Here is a 14,901-nt window from a genome sequence, read left to right as displayed (position 1 = left end):
GCGCTGCAGCAAGCGCATGCGGGGTTCGTGGTGGAACTGCGCATCGTCGAACATCGCAATTTCGATCGGTGGCAGTGCTTGGAGGATGAGTCCTTCGGTGTTCATGTGTTTTTCTTGGGAGGAATCATGGGAAAAGGCGGCGGCAGCTTGGTCTTGGAGACGTCCCATTGCCAAAACGGCTTGCCTTCCTTGGTGTACAGGGCGATCTTTTCGGCCTTGCGGGCTTCGTACTCGGGGCCACTGAAGCCGTAGATCTCCATCGGCAGGTCCTGGGGCATGTCGGTGAGCACGAAGTCGGCGAAGGTGGCGGCCACGCCATCGTAGCGCAGGGGCTTTTCGAAGCGGCGGTGCTGCTGGACCAGGGCGTTGGCGATGCGCGCCTCGTACTGGCTGTCGATGGGGATGTAGTCCTCGGTGGTTTCCATGGCGGCACCGTAGCGCCAATTGAGGTTGCCTTGCTGGGTGAGCTGTACGCCGGCGATGATGAGCAGCCGGTTGGGGCGGGCATCGGGGCTGGCGGTGGTGGCGTCCTTACTGCGTTCGAAGCGCTCCAGCGCGGCTGGCCACTGGGTGCGCAGCCGCTCGATGGAGCCCGGGGGCGTCCAGATCGGCATGGAGTCGGGCAGGCCCTTGAGGCGCATGGCCACGTTGCGCGCGGTGGCTTTGAGGTTGCGCAACTCGCCCACGATGATCAGGATGCCCTTGTGGTTGGTGCCGTGCAGGCGGTCGAGCTCGTCAAAGCGGGCCAGCAGCTCGGCGCGGGTGCGCTTTTCTGTTTCGGCATCCAAGTAGCCGGTTGGGATGAAGACGCGCAGTGTGGCGTCGTCACCGGCCACGAGGCGATCGGCGAGCTCGTTGTTGAGTCGCCAGTAGACGCGCGTGAGTGTGCGTTTGCCGCGCATGCCCGGCGACCAGCTGGCCAGCCCCGCCTCTTCCCACAGGAGGTTGAGGAAGCCCCGCAGGGTCATGGACGGACGCTTGGGTGACGGGTTATGGGGGCGTGGCGGTGCCGCGGCTTCGTCCAGGGAGCCGTCGCCGATGTGTTCGATGGTGGACAGCGGCACCGACAGGCTGTGGTTGACCTTGCCGTCGGCGCGCTCGACGATGGCTTCTTCGCTGTAGAGGTCGTTGGCGGCCTTGCTGATGCCGCCATGGGAGTCGCATTCGCTGTGGTGAAGGTGACCGGTTTTGGGACGGCGTTTGAGGACGTAGGTGTCCCCCAGGCGTGCGATGTACATGGCCACCGGTTCTTGGGGCTGGCACAGGCACAGGGGCGGTGCGTCCTTGCTGACGTAGGCGTTTTGCAGGATCTGCTGCCACTGGGCCGGGTTGGTGTCGGCCACGGTGCGGCTGATGTCGCGGTCGCCGAAGCGCACGCGGTTGAGCTTTTCCTGCCAGTTGGCGCTGTTCATGGGCGGGGCCTTTGCGTGGTTTTCCCCAGCAGGTGCAGTAGCACGGGGGGCTTGGCGGTGTGCATTGAGGGGAATTTCTCCCGGTCAATCATGCCAATCAGGCGCACGGACATGACCACCAGGTGCACAGGCAGACCCATTGCGCCGCTATCTGTGACGGCGGTGATGCGCGCATACAGGACATGGCCGGTAAATCGCTCCATGGTGCGGTCAAAGCCTCGCAGGCGAATGACTTGGCCGCGTCCGAAATGGCTGGATGCGTGCTGGATGAGGTGGGTCTGTGCGCCACGGATGTATTCCTCACACAGCTCCGGGGAGATGGTGATGTCGTGGTCAAAGGGGGTGCTGGGATGCAGGAAGCGGGCCTGTTGGAGCCCGCGCCCGCGATCAGAGACTCGGCGCAGCTTTCCGCTCCATGCAGCGCCACGCGCGGAGGTGTGTTCGCTCATTGCTCGGCTTGAATGAGTTCGATGTCGCTCCAGTGGCCGTTGGCCAGGATGCGCACGGGGTCGTGGCGGCCGGTTGCCGGGTTTTGCTTCATGATGAGCAGTGCCCCGCTTTCGTTGACGCCAATGCGCGTTGCCTGAATGCTTTGCGGGCTTTGGGATTTTGTGAAGAGCCGGTAGGTGGATTCCGGTACCGGAACGATAGGGGTGTTTGCGGATGGTTTCATGGTTGGTCCCTGTTCGTAAAGGCAACTCGACGGGGCGCACTGGCGCTGCGCCTGTTGATGGCGCGGCGGCAGATGCACGGTAGCGGACAAGGCCACCTGGGGCCTTGTGGGTTCTGGCGACTTGGCCTCAGCGCGGCCAGTGCAGGATGAGCATGGCCAGTGCGGTGCCCAGGAAGATGCAGGCGCCAGCCCCGAGGCGAAACCAGACGAACTGCTTTTGCTCGGGGAACTGGTTGGTCTTCATGACCTGGCGCTTGACCCAGCCGGGCTCCAGCACCTTTTCGTAGAGGACGCCCAACACGACCGAGACGAGGATCACGACCGTGATGACTTCGGGCGTGAGGACGTTCGAGTTGCTGTTCAGAAAGGCGTCGGTGTATGCGGTTTGCAGGTTGCTCAGAAAGCTGGTTTGGTTTTCCATGGTGTTTTCCTCCAAGTTGTGCTTTCAGATTACCTGTTGAAAACGCGCTTTCAAGCATTCCACAATCGCGCACCGGGTGCGTTTGTATCACGAGCGCCCTCCCTGCTGTATCAGTGCGTTGAGGTCGGGTGGCAGGCCTGTGATGACGCGCGGGCCGTCTGCTGCTGGCAGGACGATGGTGGGCGTGGCGGCCGGTTTGCCTGCATTGAGGGCGCGCAGCATGGCGTTGTTGGCGTCGATCTGCTGTTGGGTGGCCGGCAGGATGGTGACGCCCGGGATGTGGCTGCCGCTGGTGCCGTGCTGGGTGAGCAAGTTGATGGGCTGGTCTGACTGGAGCAATGCGGCGGCCTGGCCAGCGCTGGTGGGGGCGATGACGGCCACCGGTGCCCAGCGCACGCGGAGCTGGCCCGCTGCTATGGGGTTGCGCAGGTTGCGCCAGAGCTGGGTGCAGAAGCCGCAGTTGCCGTCGATGTAGATGGTCCATACCGGACCCGCCGTGCCTTCGGTAAAGCCCGGGCTTTGCATGGCGGCTTTGAGCAGTCCCTGTCCGGTGATGGGGGTGGCGTTGGTTGCGCCCTGCCCTGATGCGCTTGACGTTGGGGCATTGGCGGGGGTGTTGCTGGGTTGGGCGTAGCCGCGGGCGATCATTTCCTGCTGGGTCTGGTTGCGGCCTTGGGGGTCGAACTTGGCCCCTACCCAGAGTGCGTCGACGCCGTCGACCATCCAGCCGATGAAGGTTCCTTCCGGCGCTTCGATGATGACGCCGGTGCTGCCGTCCGGGGCACTGAATATGTCCTTGACTTTGCCGGCGCGACCCATGCCGCTGAGCAGCTTTGCCGCGCGCTGTTGGCGCTGGGCCTTGGACACGACCACTGGGGGCTGTTCTGCCTTGGCAGGCGCTTCTGCGGTTTCCTTCGGATTGACAAGGGTGTAGGTTGCAATGGAGCAGCGAAAGACCAGCATGCCCACGAGTACTATGGCCACCGCTTGGACAACACGGAGCTGGAAGTTCTTTGCGGTCACTAGGGGTTCCTTGTTCTTCTCTGTCATGGTGTTCTCTTCATTCTGCTAATAAATCGCTGGAGCCATTTCTGTAGGGGGTGCTCGGTCTGCTTTGGCCCTGCAACGATGATGATTTCTGGCGGACGTGCGGGCGGCGGCTGTTGCGTAGTGCATCGCCGTGATGTCTTGGGCTTCGGTACGAGGTCGCGGATGTTGACGTATGGGTTGGGGCACTTGGGGCGCAGGCAGTGCAGTGCTATCTGGGTTTGTGGGTGCTGGTGCAGGTGGTTGCTGATGTCTTCCCACATGGCCTGGTGGGTGGGGACTTCGATTTCGATGCACCCGCCCTTGATCGCGTTGGTTATCTGATGGAGCCAAGCCCGCACAGCGTCTTTGTGGTCGACGCCGCGGCGGATTGCCTCTTCAATGATGATTTCGCCGAGCGCTCGGTATTGGTGTGTGGTCGCTTCCTTGTCGCCTTGGGGCGCAAGATGTATCTTGAAGTCGCTGGGATGGATTCCCGGTGCGGGGGGCTCTCCATTGATCAGGGCGCGGATCATGAGGCGCATGTCGACGTCGGTTGGCATCCAGTTGACGAAGCGCAGTTTTGCCCGTGTCGGGTAGTCGAACTGGTGTGCGCGTGCCTGTAGGATGTCTACGGCTTGCTGGATCAGGTCTTTGGCGTGGTCGATGCGGTCAGGGGCGCTTGGGTCGAAGCCGTCGACCATTTCCAGGGCTATGGGAGTGAAGCGGTGGATGTGCGCTAGCAGCTCGCTGTCGCTCCATTGCTCCATGCTGACAGGGCTGTCTGATGTGTGCTCAGCCATTCATTTGCTCCTGTGTTTGCTTGCGCCGGTTGTTGGCGTACCGTACGGCTGCTTTGGCCACGGCTTTCTTTCCACCGAATAGCTTGAATGCAGGGAGCAGGACGGGGCCCAGGAAGTACATGGCGAGTCCGATGACGATGCCCGCCGTTGCCAGTCCCAGACCACCCAGGATGGTGGTTGTTTCGCGTGTGTTCTCGGGTGGTTGGGCTTGGGCCTGTTGCGGTTCTTTGGGCTTGCTCATTGCTGCCAAGCGCTCACGCGCCCAGTCCATGCCCTTTGATGCCCTTCCCAGGGCCTCATCCATCATCCCGCGATTGCCAGCCGCCTGCTCTGGTCTACCGGAGCCGGCGTCCGGCAGTGTGTCAACCGCCTTGCCCATTTGCTGCCAGACTTTCTGGACGTAGCTGACGTTGGGGGTGCCTACGCGGCCGTTGTTGTACGCACCGACGGCGGCGACGATGCGGGCGTTGAATTCCGTGGAGATGCGTCGGGCCTGTTCCCAGAACTCCATGAAGATGATCTTGGCGGTGTTGACGTTGATTTCCGGGTCGAAGATGTTGGCCAGCCCTACTCCTGGCCGACTGCATTGGTAGCGGCAGTTGAGCTGCATGAGGCCAAGGTCTACGTTGTGGCCATACTTGATGAGTTCCGCGGCCTTGGCTTCCGCTTCCGCCCTGGTGTTGAGGCGATGGCTCTGCCGTGTGGTGTTGTCAAAGATGGACCAGGGGTGGTTGCGCGACTCGACCATGCGGATGGCGTTGAAGTAGGGTTCCAGTTCGGATGGCAAGGTGCCCACCGGCTGCGCGATGCAGCTCAGGCCCACAAACGCCAATGCACCAATCAGGTGCCTTCCGTTGGCTGCGCGCTGGTTGGTCATTGCTGTTCTGTCGCGTGTATGCCAATGCCGAATTGGGAGAGCATGCTTTGGGCGATGCTCGCGAATTCGGGTGTGTCTCTGAATTCAGGCTCTTGGGGCTTTTCCTGCGGTTGCGCGCTTGGCAACGGTGCTGGTGTGGTCACAACCGGTTGAGGCCCCGCTGTCTGTACCACTGGCACTGATGGCGGTTGGCTGGCGGTATGGTGGCCGCTGGGTGACGCCGCGTAGCCAATCTTGTTGGCGTACGACTCCAGTGTCTGCCAGCCGAGGTTGACCAGTATTTCGAATACGCGCGAGTTTGCGAGGTTGTGCCGGCCGGCTAGTTCTTTGATCTTGCTGGCCAACGGGTCGCTGTCCGCCAGGTTGAGCTTGAAGGCGCGCTCCGGGGTGCTTGTGTTGGGCATGCAGGCATGGAAGTTGATGCGCCTGTCCAGGTCATCGGCAGCCAGTCCTTGGCTGGCAATGCGCCACAAGGGGTGGGTACGCCCTACCCCGTTGGTGAACTGGCTGCGCAGCGTTGGGGGAAGGTCCCCGATGTCGCTTTTGACGATCATGCGCCTACTCCATAGCCCTTCGCGATCGCTAGCTGGCGTCCGAGGCTGTACATGCCTTGGGCGTTGGCCATCTGGGCATGGGGGGCGATTTCTACGGTGCTTTGCTTGTAGGTCTCGCGCAGCATGGGTTCGAAGAGTTGGGCGCCACCACCGATGCCGATCAGGAGTTTGCCGCGCATGTCCCCCAGGGCATTGCTGATGGCCTGCTCGATGCGTGGCCAGACTTCGATCAGGGCTTTGCTGACGGGGATGTCCGTCGATACGGCGCGCATTTCCTTTTTGCCGCCAATGCCTTCCACGATCTTATGAATTGGACGCAAGCCCATCATGGCCGCTTCAACGTCCAAGGGGTGCAGGTTGGGTTGACGGGCGTCCAGGCGCACCAGTTTGGTTGCCTCGCTGATGACGTTGGAGACGCCGACGTCCACAGAACTGAATCGGTTGCCATCGGTTTGTTCTCCGCGGAAGGGGAGCCAGTTCACTGTCATGCGGCCGAAGTCAAGGATGACGCCGTTGGAGCCGGCACGGATCAGGCCGTTGAGGTACTTGTCGTTGAGCAGCGTCAGGAATCCGCCAGCGGTCTCGGGGATCACTTGGACTTCAACGATCTCGATGTCACCAAATGGCGTTACGTGCTTGCCGTGCAGGCCCTTCCACAGCTTCAATACGTCTGCGCGGTACTCAGCGTCCTTGAAGTGGTCGGCAGCCAAACCGGTCACAACGATCCAGCGGCGCTTGCCAGTTGCTGCCATACGATTCAATGCAGCGCCCATGAGCAGCTTGTAGTGCTTGGAGCGTGCCCAGTCGCGGGATAGAACCTTGAGGGGCTCTTCGGTCGCAGCCAGCACGCCATCGACACCGGCCTCGTACAACTTGCCGTCGTCACCCATCACCACGTTTTCACGCAGTGGCTTGCGCGAAGCCAGACCTTCCACGCCAGGATTGACCGGCGTCAGTGCCGACATGAAGGTGTGGTCCCGCCCATCGAGCACCAACTTGCAAAAGCCGAAACCCAGATTAGCACCAGCCACCGCTACGGTGTCGCTAGTTCCGAATTGTTGGGCTTGATTTACCGGGTATGTAGTTGTGTTCATTCTTTTGCCTTAGTAGACGGGTTAAAGGTTCATTTTTTGCAAAATGGCGGGGTGCTTCACTGCCCTGGAATCCACCTAAAGAGGACACCAGAGCCGCGCCACGAGCCCCTTCCGCTCGCAGCTGAACTCTCCTTTCCATGGCGCTTGCCCATCGTCTCGACAACCAGGTCGGCGGTCTTTTTTGACAGCACGAGCAGATCAGCGAGCACATGGTCAGCAGCCCGGTAGAGGTCTTTCATGTGGGTCAGATGACAGCGATCGACGGCGTATGTCGACAGTCGGCCGCGTTCATCGGACACCGCAAAGGATTCGGAGGTGATGTATTTCCCCCGTTCGAGACTGAAAAAGCGGGGCGTAACTACCTTGTAGAAGAGGTTTTCGGACCCTTTGCGGACCCAAAGCGCCCAATAGTGCTGTGGCGTTCTTGCAGGGCCATCCATGATGGCCACCGCCAAAGCGGCCCCCCTGGTCTTACCGAGGGAAGCACGCTTTTCGTTGGTCACTCGGTTGTAGTTCAAGTTCATGGCGTGCACGTGCTGCTTGACGGCTTTGACGTACGCCCACAGCCGAACGCGCATGGACTCGTAGACGTTGAATGGCAACGGCGAGAATGGCCCACCTGAGGTGTCCCGCAGATACGTGGGCCACTCTAAGGCGTTGATTTGCTTATGGATTTCCGGATCAAGCAGCAACTTGCATGTGCGGCTACCGTCCATGGCAACGGGCACCTTCGTCCGCAGTTTTTCAGCCCACCGCAGCATGGCTGCATAGTTCCTGGCCATGGCTTGCATGGCCCGCTGCTTCTCCACAATGCCTTTCCATAGCATCGTCACCGAGCGAAGTCCGTAACTTCCCAATTCAGCGGAATCAGTGTCGACAATACGTCGGCCATCCGGTGCTCTGAGCGCAACGTAGGGCCAGTTCAAAGGCAGGTTCCAGGTGACTTCAACGCTCATGCGATCACCAATCACAAAGCGAAGGTCGCCTACTTCCTTGGTGATCTGATCTCGCAATTCGTTGAACTTGCGGTTCCAGTGGCGATCATCTTCCGCTATCCCGGCTCGAATTTCGACCCCTGTGATGAACAAGGGCATATCGACTTGCCGCTCTTGGAGCAGATCACGTCTGACACGGTAGCCTGCATTACGTCGCTTCGGCGGGTCAATATCGAAAAGTGTCTCTCCAAGAACTACGTTTGGGTTGATTTCGTAGACCTCGTTACGACCCGCACGATCCTTTGAACGCACTTTCAAATCCCCGCATTCGCCTTTCGAAGGGTTCTTGGCGACGCCCTCAATCCCACTTAATCCCTGCACTTGCCCTGCAAATACTTCCTCTGCATCTTTCGCGACTCCATAGTCATCGCTGAGTACCAAATCACTCCCTGCAAGACCTTTTGCATCCCCAATGGAGGAATGATTGATCCCCGAAAAGTTGGCAAACTGACCTTCTGGGAATTCAGTGCGTCCCTTTACGACACACGGATCACTACTTGCAACCTCTCCTGCATTACCACGGCATTCCTGCACACCTGAAGCGACCGTGTGGCGACCAGCACGATCCTGTCGGCTCATGCGGCCGTCGTTCTTCGGCGTTTTGTTGCCTTTCGGGTCAACAGACGGGGCCGCAGCCACATCGCCGAAGTCGAATGCCAAATTAAGCGAAGCGTCGGTACGAGCCATCACACTGCAACCCGCATGAGCTGTGAATCGCTGGACTTCTCGGTGGCATTTGCTACCTTCGAAGCAACAAGGAGCGATACATGACAACGAAAACTCACGAAACCGAACAAACACCGCATGATGAAGTGGTGCAACCCCCGTGCCTGTTTGCCCTCCCCCCAGAGGGAGAAGACAGCATGCTGGAACTTGAGGCCAGCTTGATCGCGGCCCAACCAGAGGCAGAGCCACTGCCGGGTTACATCCAAGACATGCTCGCGGTCGCAGGAGTGAGCGCAGCGATGCGGGCGGGCGAGAGTCTTGCTTGGTGCAACGGCTGCCGAACCTCGGTGAAGTATGAGAGCGCCACTGTCGCTGTTTCCCAGGATGCGGGCTGGTTCGAGTTGAACATCCTGCACTGCAATAGCCGCAAGCAACGGCTTCGCTACTCTCGCCACGGCGACTTGCTCTTGTTGGAAGACACTCTTGGAACAGACTCCAACGGTCTGATACAGACTGCGATCGCTTCGATGCTTCTGGACTTCAAAGAAGCGTCCAAACAACTGATGATCAAGCATTGATTGCTTCCCCATCGACACGGTGCGCCGTCTGGGCAGTGCCTTCGATCTCGGAAAGCCGCTGAACTCTCATCGCCTCCTCCAGGATCGGCTGCACGAAGCAGGTCAGTGCGACCTTCTTCTTGCCGTCCCCTTCGTACATACTGATCGTCAGGTGGTCCCTGGCGCGCGTGGCTGCGACATAGAAGAGTCGCTTCTCCTCTCCGAACGCTGACTCGTCTTTGTCATGCGGCCAGTAGTCGTCTGTCGCATTGATGATGGTGACGTGCTCAAACTCCAATCCCTTGGATGCATGTGCACTGCACAGGGTGATGGCGCCGACCTTGTCTTTGGGCTGCTCGCTGCGTTGATTCAGCAGATTGATGCGATTGGCCAGCGTGCCGCTGCTCCATTGGGAAAGCATGACTGCGAGAAAATTGAGATCCTTGGCAGCCTGGCTGTCCTTGCACTGACTGGCAAATCGCCCGAGCAACTTCACGATCGAGGCCGACAGGTGCTCAGTTCCCAGTTCGAATTCTTCGAACCACTCGGAGATCCAGCCTCGGAATGCACGAAACGCCGTCTGGTCATCACGCCGCATGGTGGCAAGCAGCGATTGAGCGCTTGCCAAGTCAAGAACATGGGTCATCCCATCGGACTGGTGGAAAAACTCAAGGATGGCAGTGCGCGCCGGCGCTGCAATGTTGTCGCTGACAAAGCATGCGCTCGAAAATGCAATGTGGTCAGTTGGATTGTTCGGAAGGTTCAGCGCCAGCAATGCACGAACGATGTGCGGACGCTTGAGGAAGTCCGAAGAACCCATTCGAATGAAGGGCACTTGCAGCATCTTGCAAGCCAACTCGATGGAGTCGAGCTCGATGTTGGTTCGGGCAATGACTGCAGCACTGGATTTTGGGTGAGACTCCATCCAGTGCTTCGCGGCCAGAACAACCTGCTTCGCTTGCACGGTCTCAGGCTGAAGCTGGGGATCGATGGATGCTCGATGGACTTCAATGTCAATGCTGCCCTCTTCTGTCCGCTTGGCCTGAATGTCCTTCGCGAACCTATCGGGCGAATTTCGAATGATCAGGTCTGCGGCTTCAACGATCGAGGTGCATGACCGATAGTTGTAGGTCATGGGGAAGACCTGAGCCCCCGTCGCCTCCACGAACAACTTCAACCCGCGGAACCCCGCCGCATTGCGAAATGCGTAGATGCTCTGATCGTCGTCAGCAACCAGTGAAGGCGTAACGCCATGGGAGTAGTGAGCCAGCACCCAGTCGATCTGAGCCAGGTCAGCATCCTGCATTTCGTCTGCTAGGAGGTGTTTGACCGGCAATGGCTTGATCGTGCCGGCGCGAATCCCCGCCAGGCATTCGCGAACCATGTCGTTCACATCACATGCACTATTGGCAACCCTTCGCTTTTCGTAGATGCTGAATATCTGGTAGGCCTCAGAAAGGATTTCCTCGTCACCCAAAGGGAAGTCCGCCGGCAACGACTTGTATCGCTCGATGGCGCGCTGTGCTTCGTCGAACCGCAATTTGCTTCCAGCCTCGCTGGTCGACTGAACAATCAGGTCGTAAACCTCTTGATCCGATAGGATCTTTCTGCGGATGCCGGCTTTTTGCCAATAGTTCTGCAGCAATCGATAGCTCAACCCATGGAAAGTCCCGATGAACGGCGACCTTCCGGCACGGCTAGCGAAAAGATCGGGCAATGCCAGCTTCAACCGGTGTTCCATTTCTTTCGCAGCGGCCTTGGTGAATGTCACCATCGCAATCGAAGACAGGTCATTGGCGTTTGCCTGAATCAAGCGCGCAGCCTTGGCGATGATCGTCCTGGTCTTCCCGGACCCTGGCCCGGCGATGGCGACACAGGGCTTGTCACACAGGAACACCGGCGCTTGACGATCGTCCAAGCGCCAGAAGTCCGGATTCGCGAAGTCCTGTCTGGTGGCCATGCTTATCCCAGCGCCAATTCCTGCTCGAAGATCGCCTGCAGGTTCAAGCCAACGACATCCGGTGTTGGAATGTCGCGCTTCCTGTAGGGGAAGGAATCCACCGGGTCGAACAGCGGGAACTTGACATCGAAGGCCCGGCGCGCGGCCATGGGCACAACAATGGCTTCGCCAAGGCCCAGGTCCCTGAAGCGTTCCGGCCGAACTGCATAGTCGTAGCGCTGCTGCGTACCCCTGCTCTCCCCGGTTGACTGGGAGACCTTGTGGAAGAGCTCAATATCAAGATTGGTGTTTCCCTTGCTCTCCCCCACGCTTGATGACTGACTCTTGAAATCCTTTAGCAACTCACCGATCAACTCGGATGCGAACTCGCGCGACTGCGTGTCGCCCAATGCAAGGAAGGTACGAGTTTCACACGACCCCACCATGCGGGCCGCGAACTCTTCGGACAGCCTCACCAAGTTGGCGTATGTTTGGAAGCTGAAAATACCGCCGATGCCGGCACCACGCATTTTCTCAACCAGCTCTTCCGCGCCCTCAATTGCCCAGGAGCCAAACTCATCGCCGACCCACAGGAACGGGATCGCCGGTTTGAACCCCTTGTCATACATCTCGCCCACGTATGCTTTGAAGTCGGAAAGCATCATCTGAGCGAACGGAATCGCCTGCTCGCGCATCTCCATCGTCGGGAGCTTGATGTACAGCATTCGATCGTTCTCGATCACATCCCGCCAGGTCACTTGCGGCGAATAGGGATTCATGATCTCGCCGAGCTCGTCCACGCTGTAGGTGTGCATTGCAGTGGCACCCCCCATGATCTGCGTGCGCAGCCGCTGCGTGTCAATTTCCGTTGTGGTGTTGCCTCGGCTGTCTGTGCGTCGCGTTCGGTACCCATCAAGCCAAATGTTGTACTGGGTTTTCGCCGCCGACTGAGGCGTGTTGTTGTAGAGCCAGTTCATTGCATTCGGGTTGGTCAGCAGGATGAGGAGATCCTGGCAGTTGAATGCTTTGTTCATCTCTTTGATGCAGCCAATAGCCGGTTGCAGAGCGGCCAGCATCATGGTCTTGAAGTGCTTGGCGCTGGCGTCCAGATCCCCGCCGAAGATGTTGCCGACGGTGGATACCGCTTGGGTGGTGTTTCCCGAGAGGATTGGGTTGTATGTGTGCGAGTTCTTCGGGTTGCGAAGGTCGATCACGCGCAGATCAAGTTGACGGCCATAGATCGTGGCCATCGTGTTGATGATGGTCTCCGTCTTCTCTTCAGGCTTGGCATCCACGAAAGCCCAGCCGCCGCCACGACGGGTCTGCTGCGCCAGCTTTGTTAGGATGGCCTCGGTCTTACCCTGCCCGGACTTCCCGAGCAGGAATTCGTGTCTTACGACACCTTGACGTTTTGTGTAGAGGTTTCGCGGCATGCCCGTTCATGGGCTACCCGCATATGCATTTGCACGTACGAACGGCCCATTCCTGTTGTTGGAATGAGTCGCCATGTGCACGAGATCCGCTGATGTGCCCAGACGGGCAGGTATGAGTCAGCGCGGAGGCGGCTTATCTCGCGCCCTGATGATACCCGGAAACGACCTGTTTGTTAAGCATTCCGGCCCATCAGTCTGGGTCGTCTGGGTTGAGTTTGATCACGTCGGTGATGACGCCAACCAGCGTGTAGTCTTCAGGTTCGAAGTGTCCCTCTGATGGGTCTAGCGCCGCAGCGAACAGGAAATCTTTGGCCTCCGCCCTTCTATCAGTCGTCATGTTGAAGAGGCGGACAAGTTGATCGGCCGGGAAGGCCATGAAGAATCCAGAGACAACCAGGCTGATACGAAAAAATGTTGGGCTCTCCACGCCAACAAACAATGCGGAGTACAGCACTAACAAGCAAGCAAGCGCGTAGACGCACCTGCGAATAGTAGGCATGTCACCCATTTATCGCTCCCACCCGGTATACCGCTTGCGCGTGCTCCACTCTCTCTTCACACTGGCGACAACATCGCGCAGGCAGTCGAGGAAATAAACTGCGGTGACCTTCAGTGGCCACAAAATGGCCAGCAGTACCGTCATCACCCAGTGCTCTTGTTTAACTCGGGTTGCCATAAAAAATAGCTCCAGTTGGGCGTTGCGACGTTCGACCTATTGGTACGACGACTTCATTCGTTAACCACCAGGCGAGAACTTCCCCGGCAATTTCTTCAATATTCCGCCGGTAACTGTCTTGGTTGCTGCACCTTGAATACCCTGTTTAATGGTTCCGCCTATTGCAGTGGGTTGCCGCCCCACAGACCGATTGATCTTGTCCATGCCACCAAATACCAAAAGAAAGCAAAACGTCCCAAGGGCACCGTACCCCATCTTTAATGCATCAACCATAGTTCCGTAGGAACCTATCGCATTGCTCCAACCTAAAATTTGTTTACCGCTGGACAGTGCTTCGGTACCGAACATGAAATCCGAAACCAAGTAAGTCCAAATGATGTAGCAACTCATCCAAAGCCCAACCAACACATAGCCGCCAAGTATGTACGTCAGCCCCATGACAAAGCGCCCTGGCCAGAGCATGAAAATCATAAAAAAAGGAGTTGCAATGGTGACAATTCCTTTAGCTACACCAATGTACAACGGGATTTTGACCTTCGCGAACTCAAGTTGAGTTGCATCGACTATTGCAGCCAGATCTCCGAGCATGTGGGTTGCCCTCAGTATTTTGTTGCTCCAGTCAATTCCATCCTTTGTCGCTTGCATACTCGTTGGTGCCGTAACAAGCGCTTGCCTGCAATATGCATCACCATGATTCAGGCAGGTTATGCCGAATACTTGAACGGTTTCTGCGCTTTGTAACTGCCGCCGTGCCAGGGCAACATCCACAGCAAGCCCGATGTGTTCATAGAGATCGCCGAAATTGTCATAACTCGCTAACGGTTGTCGACGGGAGTCATTCGCTATAGCGCTGAGCACGGAATAGCCCTTGTTATAGGCATTGACGGCGGACGATGGATACCCATTTGGCGCGATCGCGGGTGCCACCGGGCCATTGGTTGTGTAGGCTCCAATCATCGGTGCCAGGACGGCCGTTTCGTTTGCATCCACACTCATAGCGGTCCCGCCAAGACGGTAACGTGGATCGTTAAGCATGGCCGATAGGTTGCGTGTTGCCGCAACGAGATCGAGAGTTGTTTCTGTCTTCAGAATCTGGATTACTCTTCGCGACCGTTCTGCGATTTGGTCCGCGTCTGCAACATCTGACGAAGATGTGACTGGGTACGTCAGAAAGGCAACAAGCTTCTCGGCCTCCAGCTTTTGCTTCAAGCTTGCGTTCTGCAGCAGATAGGGCACAACGATCTGCTGCCACTGGGAAAGAATGGATCGAATCTGTGGATCTTCCAGGGAAGACGCCTTCGAGAACTCTTCTAGTGCCGCTTGTGCGGTTCCTGGGAAGATGAAGCGATTGCGCCTATCAGCAAGCTCGGCGCTGAACTGGACCCAGCCATTCATGTACTGATCAACTTTGTGCGCAAGCCATGGCATCGACCCCTGGTCAGTGCCAAACAACTCCTTTTTCGTTTCAAGATACTTGATCCCAAGCTGACTGCCGCTCAGGTCAGCCTTCTCTGCCAGTGAAAACGTCGCGGGGTTGTACAGCGAGGCCAGAACAGCCATGCTTCCTGCAACCCATTTGATGGTGGCGAGCACGGTGGAATCGTCTTGCTCAAGAACTGCTCCCCACATACGCCACACAAATGCTGCAGCCATCAGTGGGAACAGCAAGTACGTCGCCATCCCGCTCTTGAAAAATGGGTAGAAATGCTGTCCGAATGCATAGCCGAACAAGGCCACCTCGTACATGCGATCGACTGCGTCACCCATTGGTCACC

15 protein-coding genes are annotated in these 14,901 nt (G+C 58.2%); 1 reads left to right on the top strand and 14 read right to left on the bottom strand.

Translation table 11 applies throughout. The features are described 5' to 3' along the window. Positions 1-101: 101 nt before the first annotated feature. From RQP54_RS18595 to RQP54_RS18550, 10 genes are all read right to left on the bottom strand, one after another. Positions 102-1,412 carry a DUF1173 family protein gene (locus RQP54_RS18595; protein WP_315679968.1) on the bottom strand — a complete coding sequence of 437 codons (1,311 nt, stop codon included), beginning with the start codon at positions 1,410-1,412 and terminating at the stop codon, positions 102-104. Next, on the bottom strand, positions 1,409-1,861 hold the full coding sequence (locus tag RQP54_RS18590; RefSeq protein WP_315679966.1) for a DUF3850 domain-containing protein: 453 nt from the start codon (positions 1,859-1,861) through the stop codon (positions 1,409-1,411). Before RQP54_RS18590 ends, RQP54_RS18595 begins: the two co-directional genes overlap by 4 nt. Further along, positions 1,858-2,085, bottom strand: coding sequence for a hypothetical protein (locus RQP54_RS18585; protein WP_315679965.1), 228 nt, complete (start codon positions 2,083-2,085; stop codon positions 1,858-1,860). The genes RQP54_RS18590 and RQP54_RS18585 overlap by 4 nt, the downstream gene beginning before the upstream one ends. 127 nt (positions 2,086-2,212) lie before the next feature. Beyond that, complete coding sequence (locus tag RQP54_RS18580) at positions 2,213-2,506, bottom strand: hypothetical protein (protein ID WP_315679963.1); 294 nt, start codon at positions 2,504-2,506, stop codon at positions 2,213-2,215. Positions 2,507-2,593: 87 nt separating this feature from the next. Continuing rightward, positions 2,594-3,556 carry a hypothetical protein gene (locus RQP54_RS18575; RefSeq protein WP_315679962.1) on the bottom strand — a complete coding sequence of 321 codons (963 nt, stop codon included), beginning with the start codon at positions 3,554-3,556 and terminating at the stop codon, positions 2,594-2,596. Then, positions 3,553-4,335: a hypothetical protein gene (locus tag RQP54_RS18570; RefSeq protein WP_315679961.1), complete on the bottom strand. Its 783-nt coding sequence runs from the start codon at positions 4,333-4,335 to the stop codon at positions 3,553-3,555. Before RQP54_RS18570 ends, RQP54_RS18575 begins: the two co-directional genes overlap by 4 nt. Next, positions 4,328-5,212, bottom strand: coding sequence for a transglycosylase SLT domain-containing protein (locus RQP54_RS18565; RefSeq protein WP_315679959.1), 885 nt, complete (start codon positions 5,210-5,212; stop codon positions 4,328-4,330). Before RQP54_RS18565 ends, RQP54_RS18570 begins: the two co-directional genes overlap by 8 nt. Next, a complete protein-coding gene (locus tag RQP54_RS18560) occupies positions 5,209-5,766 on the bottom strand; it encodes a hypothetical protein (RefSeq protein ID WP_315679958.1) in 558 nt (185 codons plus the stop codon). The genes RQP54_RS18565 and RQP54_RS18560 overlap by 4 nt, the downstream gene beginning before the upstream one ends. Then, on the bottom strand, positions 5,763-6,860 hold the full coding sequence (locus tag RQP54_RS18555; protein WP_315679956.1) for a ParM/StbA family protein: 1,098 nt from the start codon (positions 6,858-6,860) through the stop codon (positions 5,763-5,765). Before RQP54_RS18555 ends, RQP54_RS18560 begins: the two co-directional genes overlap by 4 nt. A 56-nt stretch (positions 6,861-6,916) precedes the next feature. Beyond that, positions 6,917-8,542: a hypothetical protein gene (locus tag RQP54_RS18550; RefSeq protein ID WP_315679955.1), complete on the bottom strand. Its 1,626-nt coding sequence runs from the start codon at positions 8,540-8,542 to the stop codon at positions 6,917-6,919. Positions 8,543-8,622: 80 nt separating this feature from the next. On the opposite strand from RQP54_RS18550, the gene RQP54_RS18545 reads away from it, so the two are divergent. Further along, entirely contained in the window at positions 8,623-9,099 is a 477-nt protein-coding gene (locus RQP54_RS18545; protein ID WP_315679953.1) for a hypothetical protein, read from the top strand. On the opposite strand, the gene RQP54_RS18540 is transcribed toward RQP54_RS18545, so the two are convergent. From RQP54_RS18540 to RQP54_RS18525, 4 genes are all read right to left on the bottom strand, one after another. Beyond that, the gene (locus RQP54_RS18540; RefSeq protein WP_315679951.1) at positions 9,089-11,038 is read right to left on the bottom strand and encodes an ATP-dependent helicase; all 1,950 of its coding nucleotides are present in this window, start codon (positions 11,036-11,038) and stop codon (positions 9,089-9,091) included. The genes RQP54_RS18545 and RQP54_RS18540 overlap by 11 nt on opposite strands. A 2-nt stretch (positions 11,039-11,040) precedes the next feature. Continuing rightward, positions 11,041-12,450: a type IV secretory system conjugative DNA transfer family protein gene (locus tag RQP54_RS18535; RefSeq protein WP_315679949.1), complete on the bottom strand. Its 1,410-nt coding sequence runs from the start codon at positions 12,448-12,450 to the stop codon at positions 11,041-11,043. Positions 12,451-12,640: 190 nt separating this feature from the next. Beyond that, positions 12,641-12,958, bottom strand: a complete 318-nt coding sequence (locus RQP54_RS18530; RefSeq protein ID WP_315679948.1) for a hypothetical protein — start codon at positions 12,956-12,958, stop codon at positions 12,641-12,643. Positions 12,959-13,186: 228 nt separating this feature from the next. Further along, positions 13,187-14,872 (bottom strand): hypothetical protein, encoded by a 1,686-nt coding sequence (locus tag RQP54_RS18525; protein ID WP_315679947.1) that lies wholly within the window; start codon positions 14,870-14,872, stop codon positions 13,187-13,189. Positions 14,873-14,901: the final 29 nt, after the last annotated feature.

Source organism: Curvibacter sp. APW13 (assembly GCF_032337135.1).
Lineage (GTDB): Bacteria > Pseudomonadota > Gammaproteobacteria > Burkholderiales > Burkholderiaceae_C > Allorhodoferax.
Note: the sequence above shows the minus strand (reverse complement) of the source record. Positions and strands in the feature narration are given on the sequence as shown.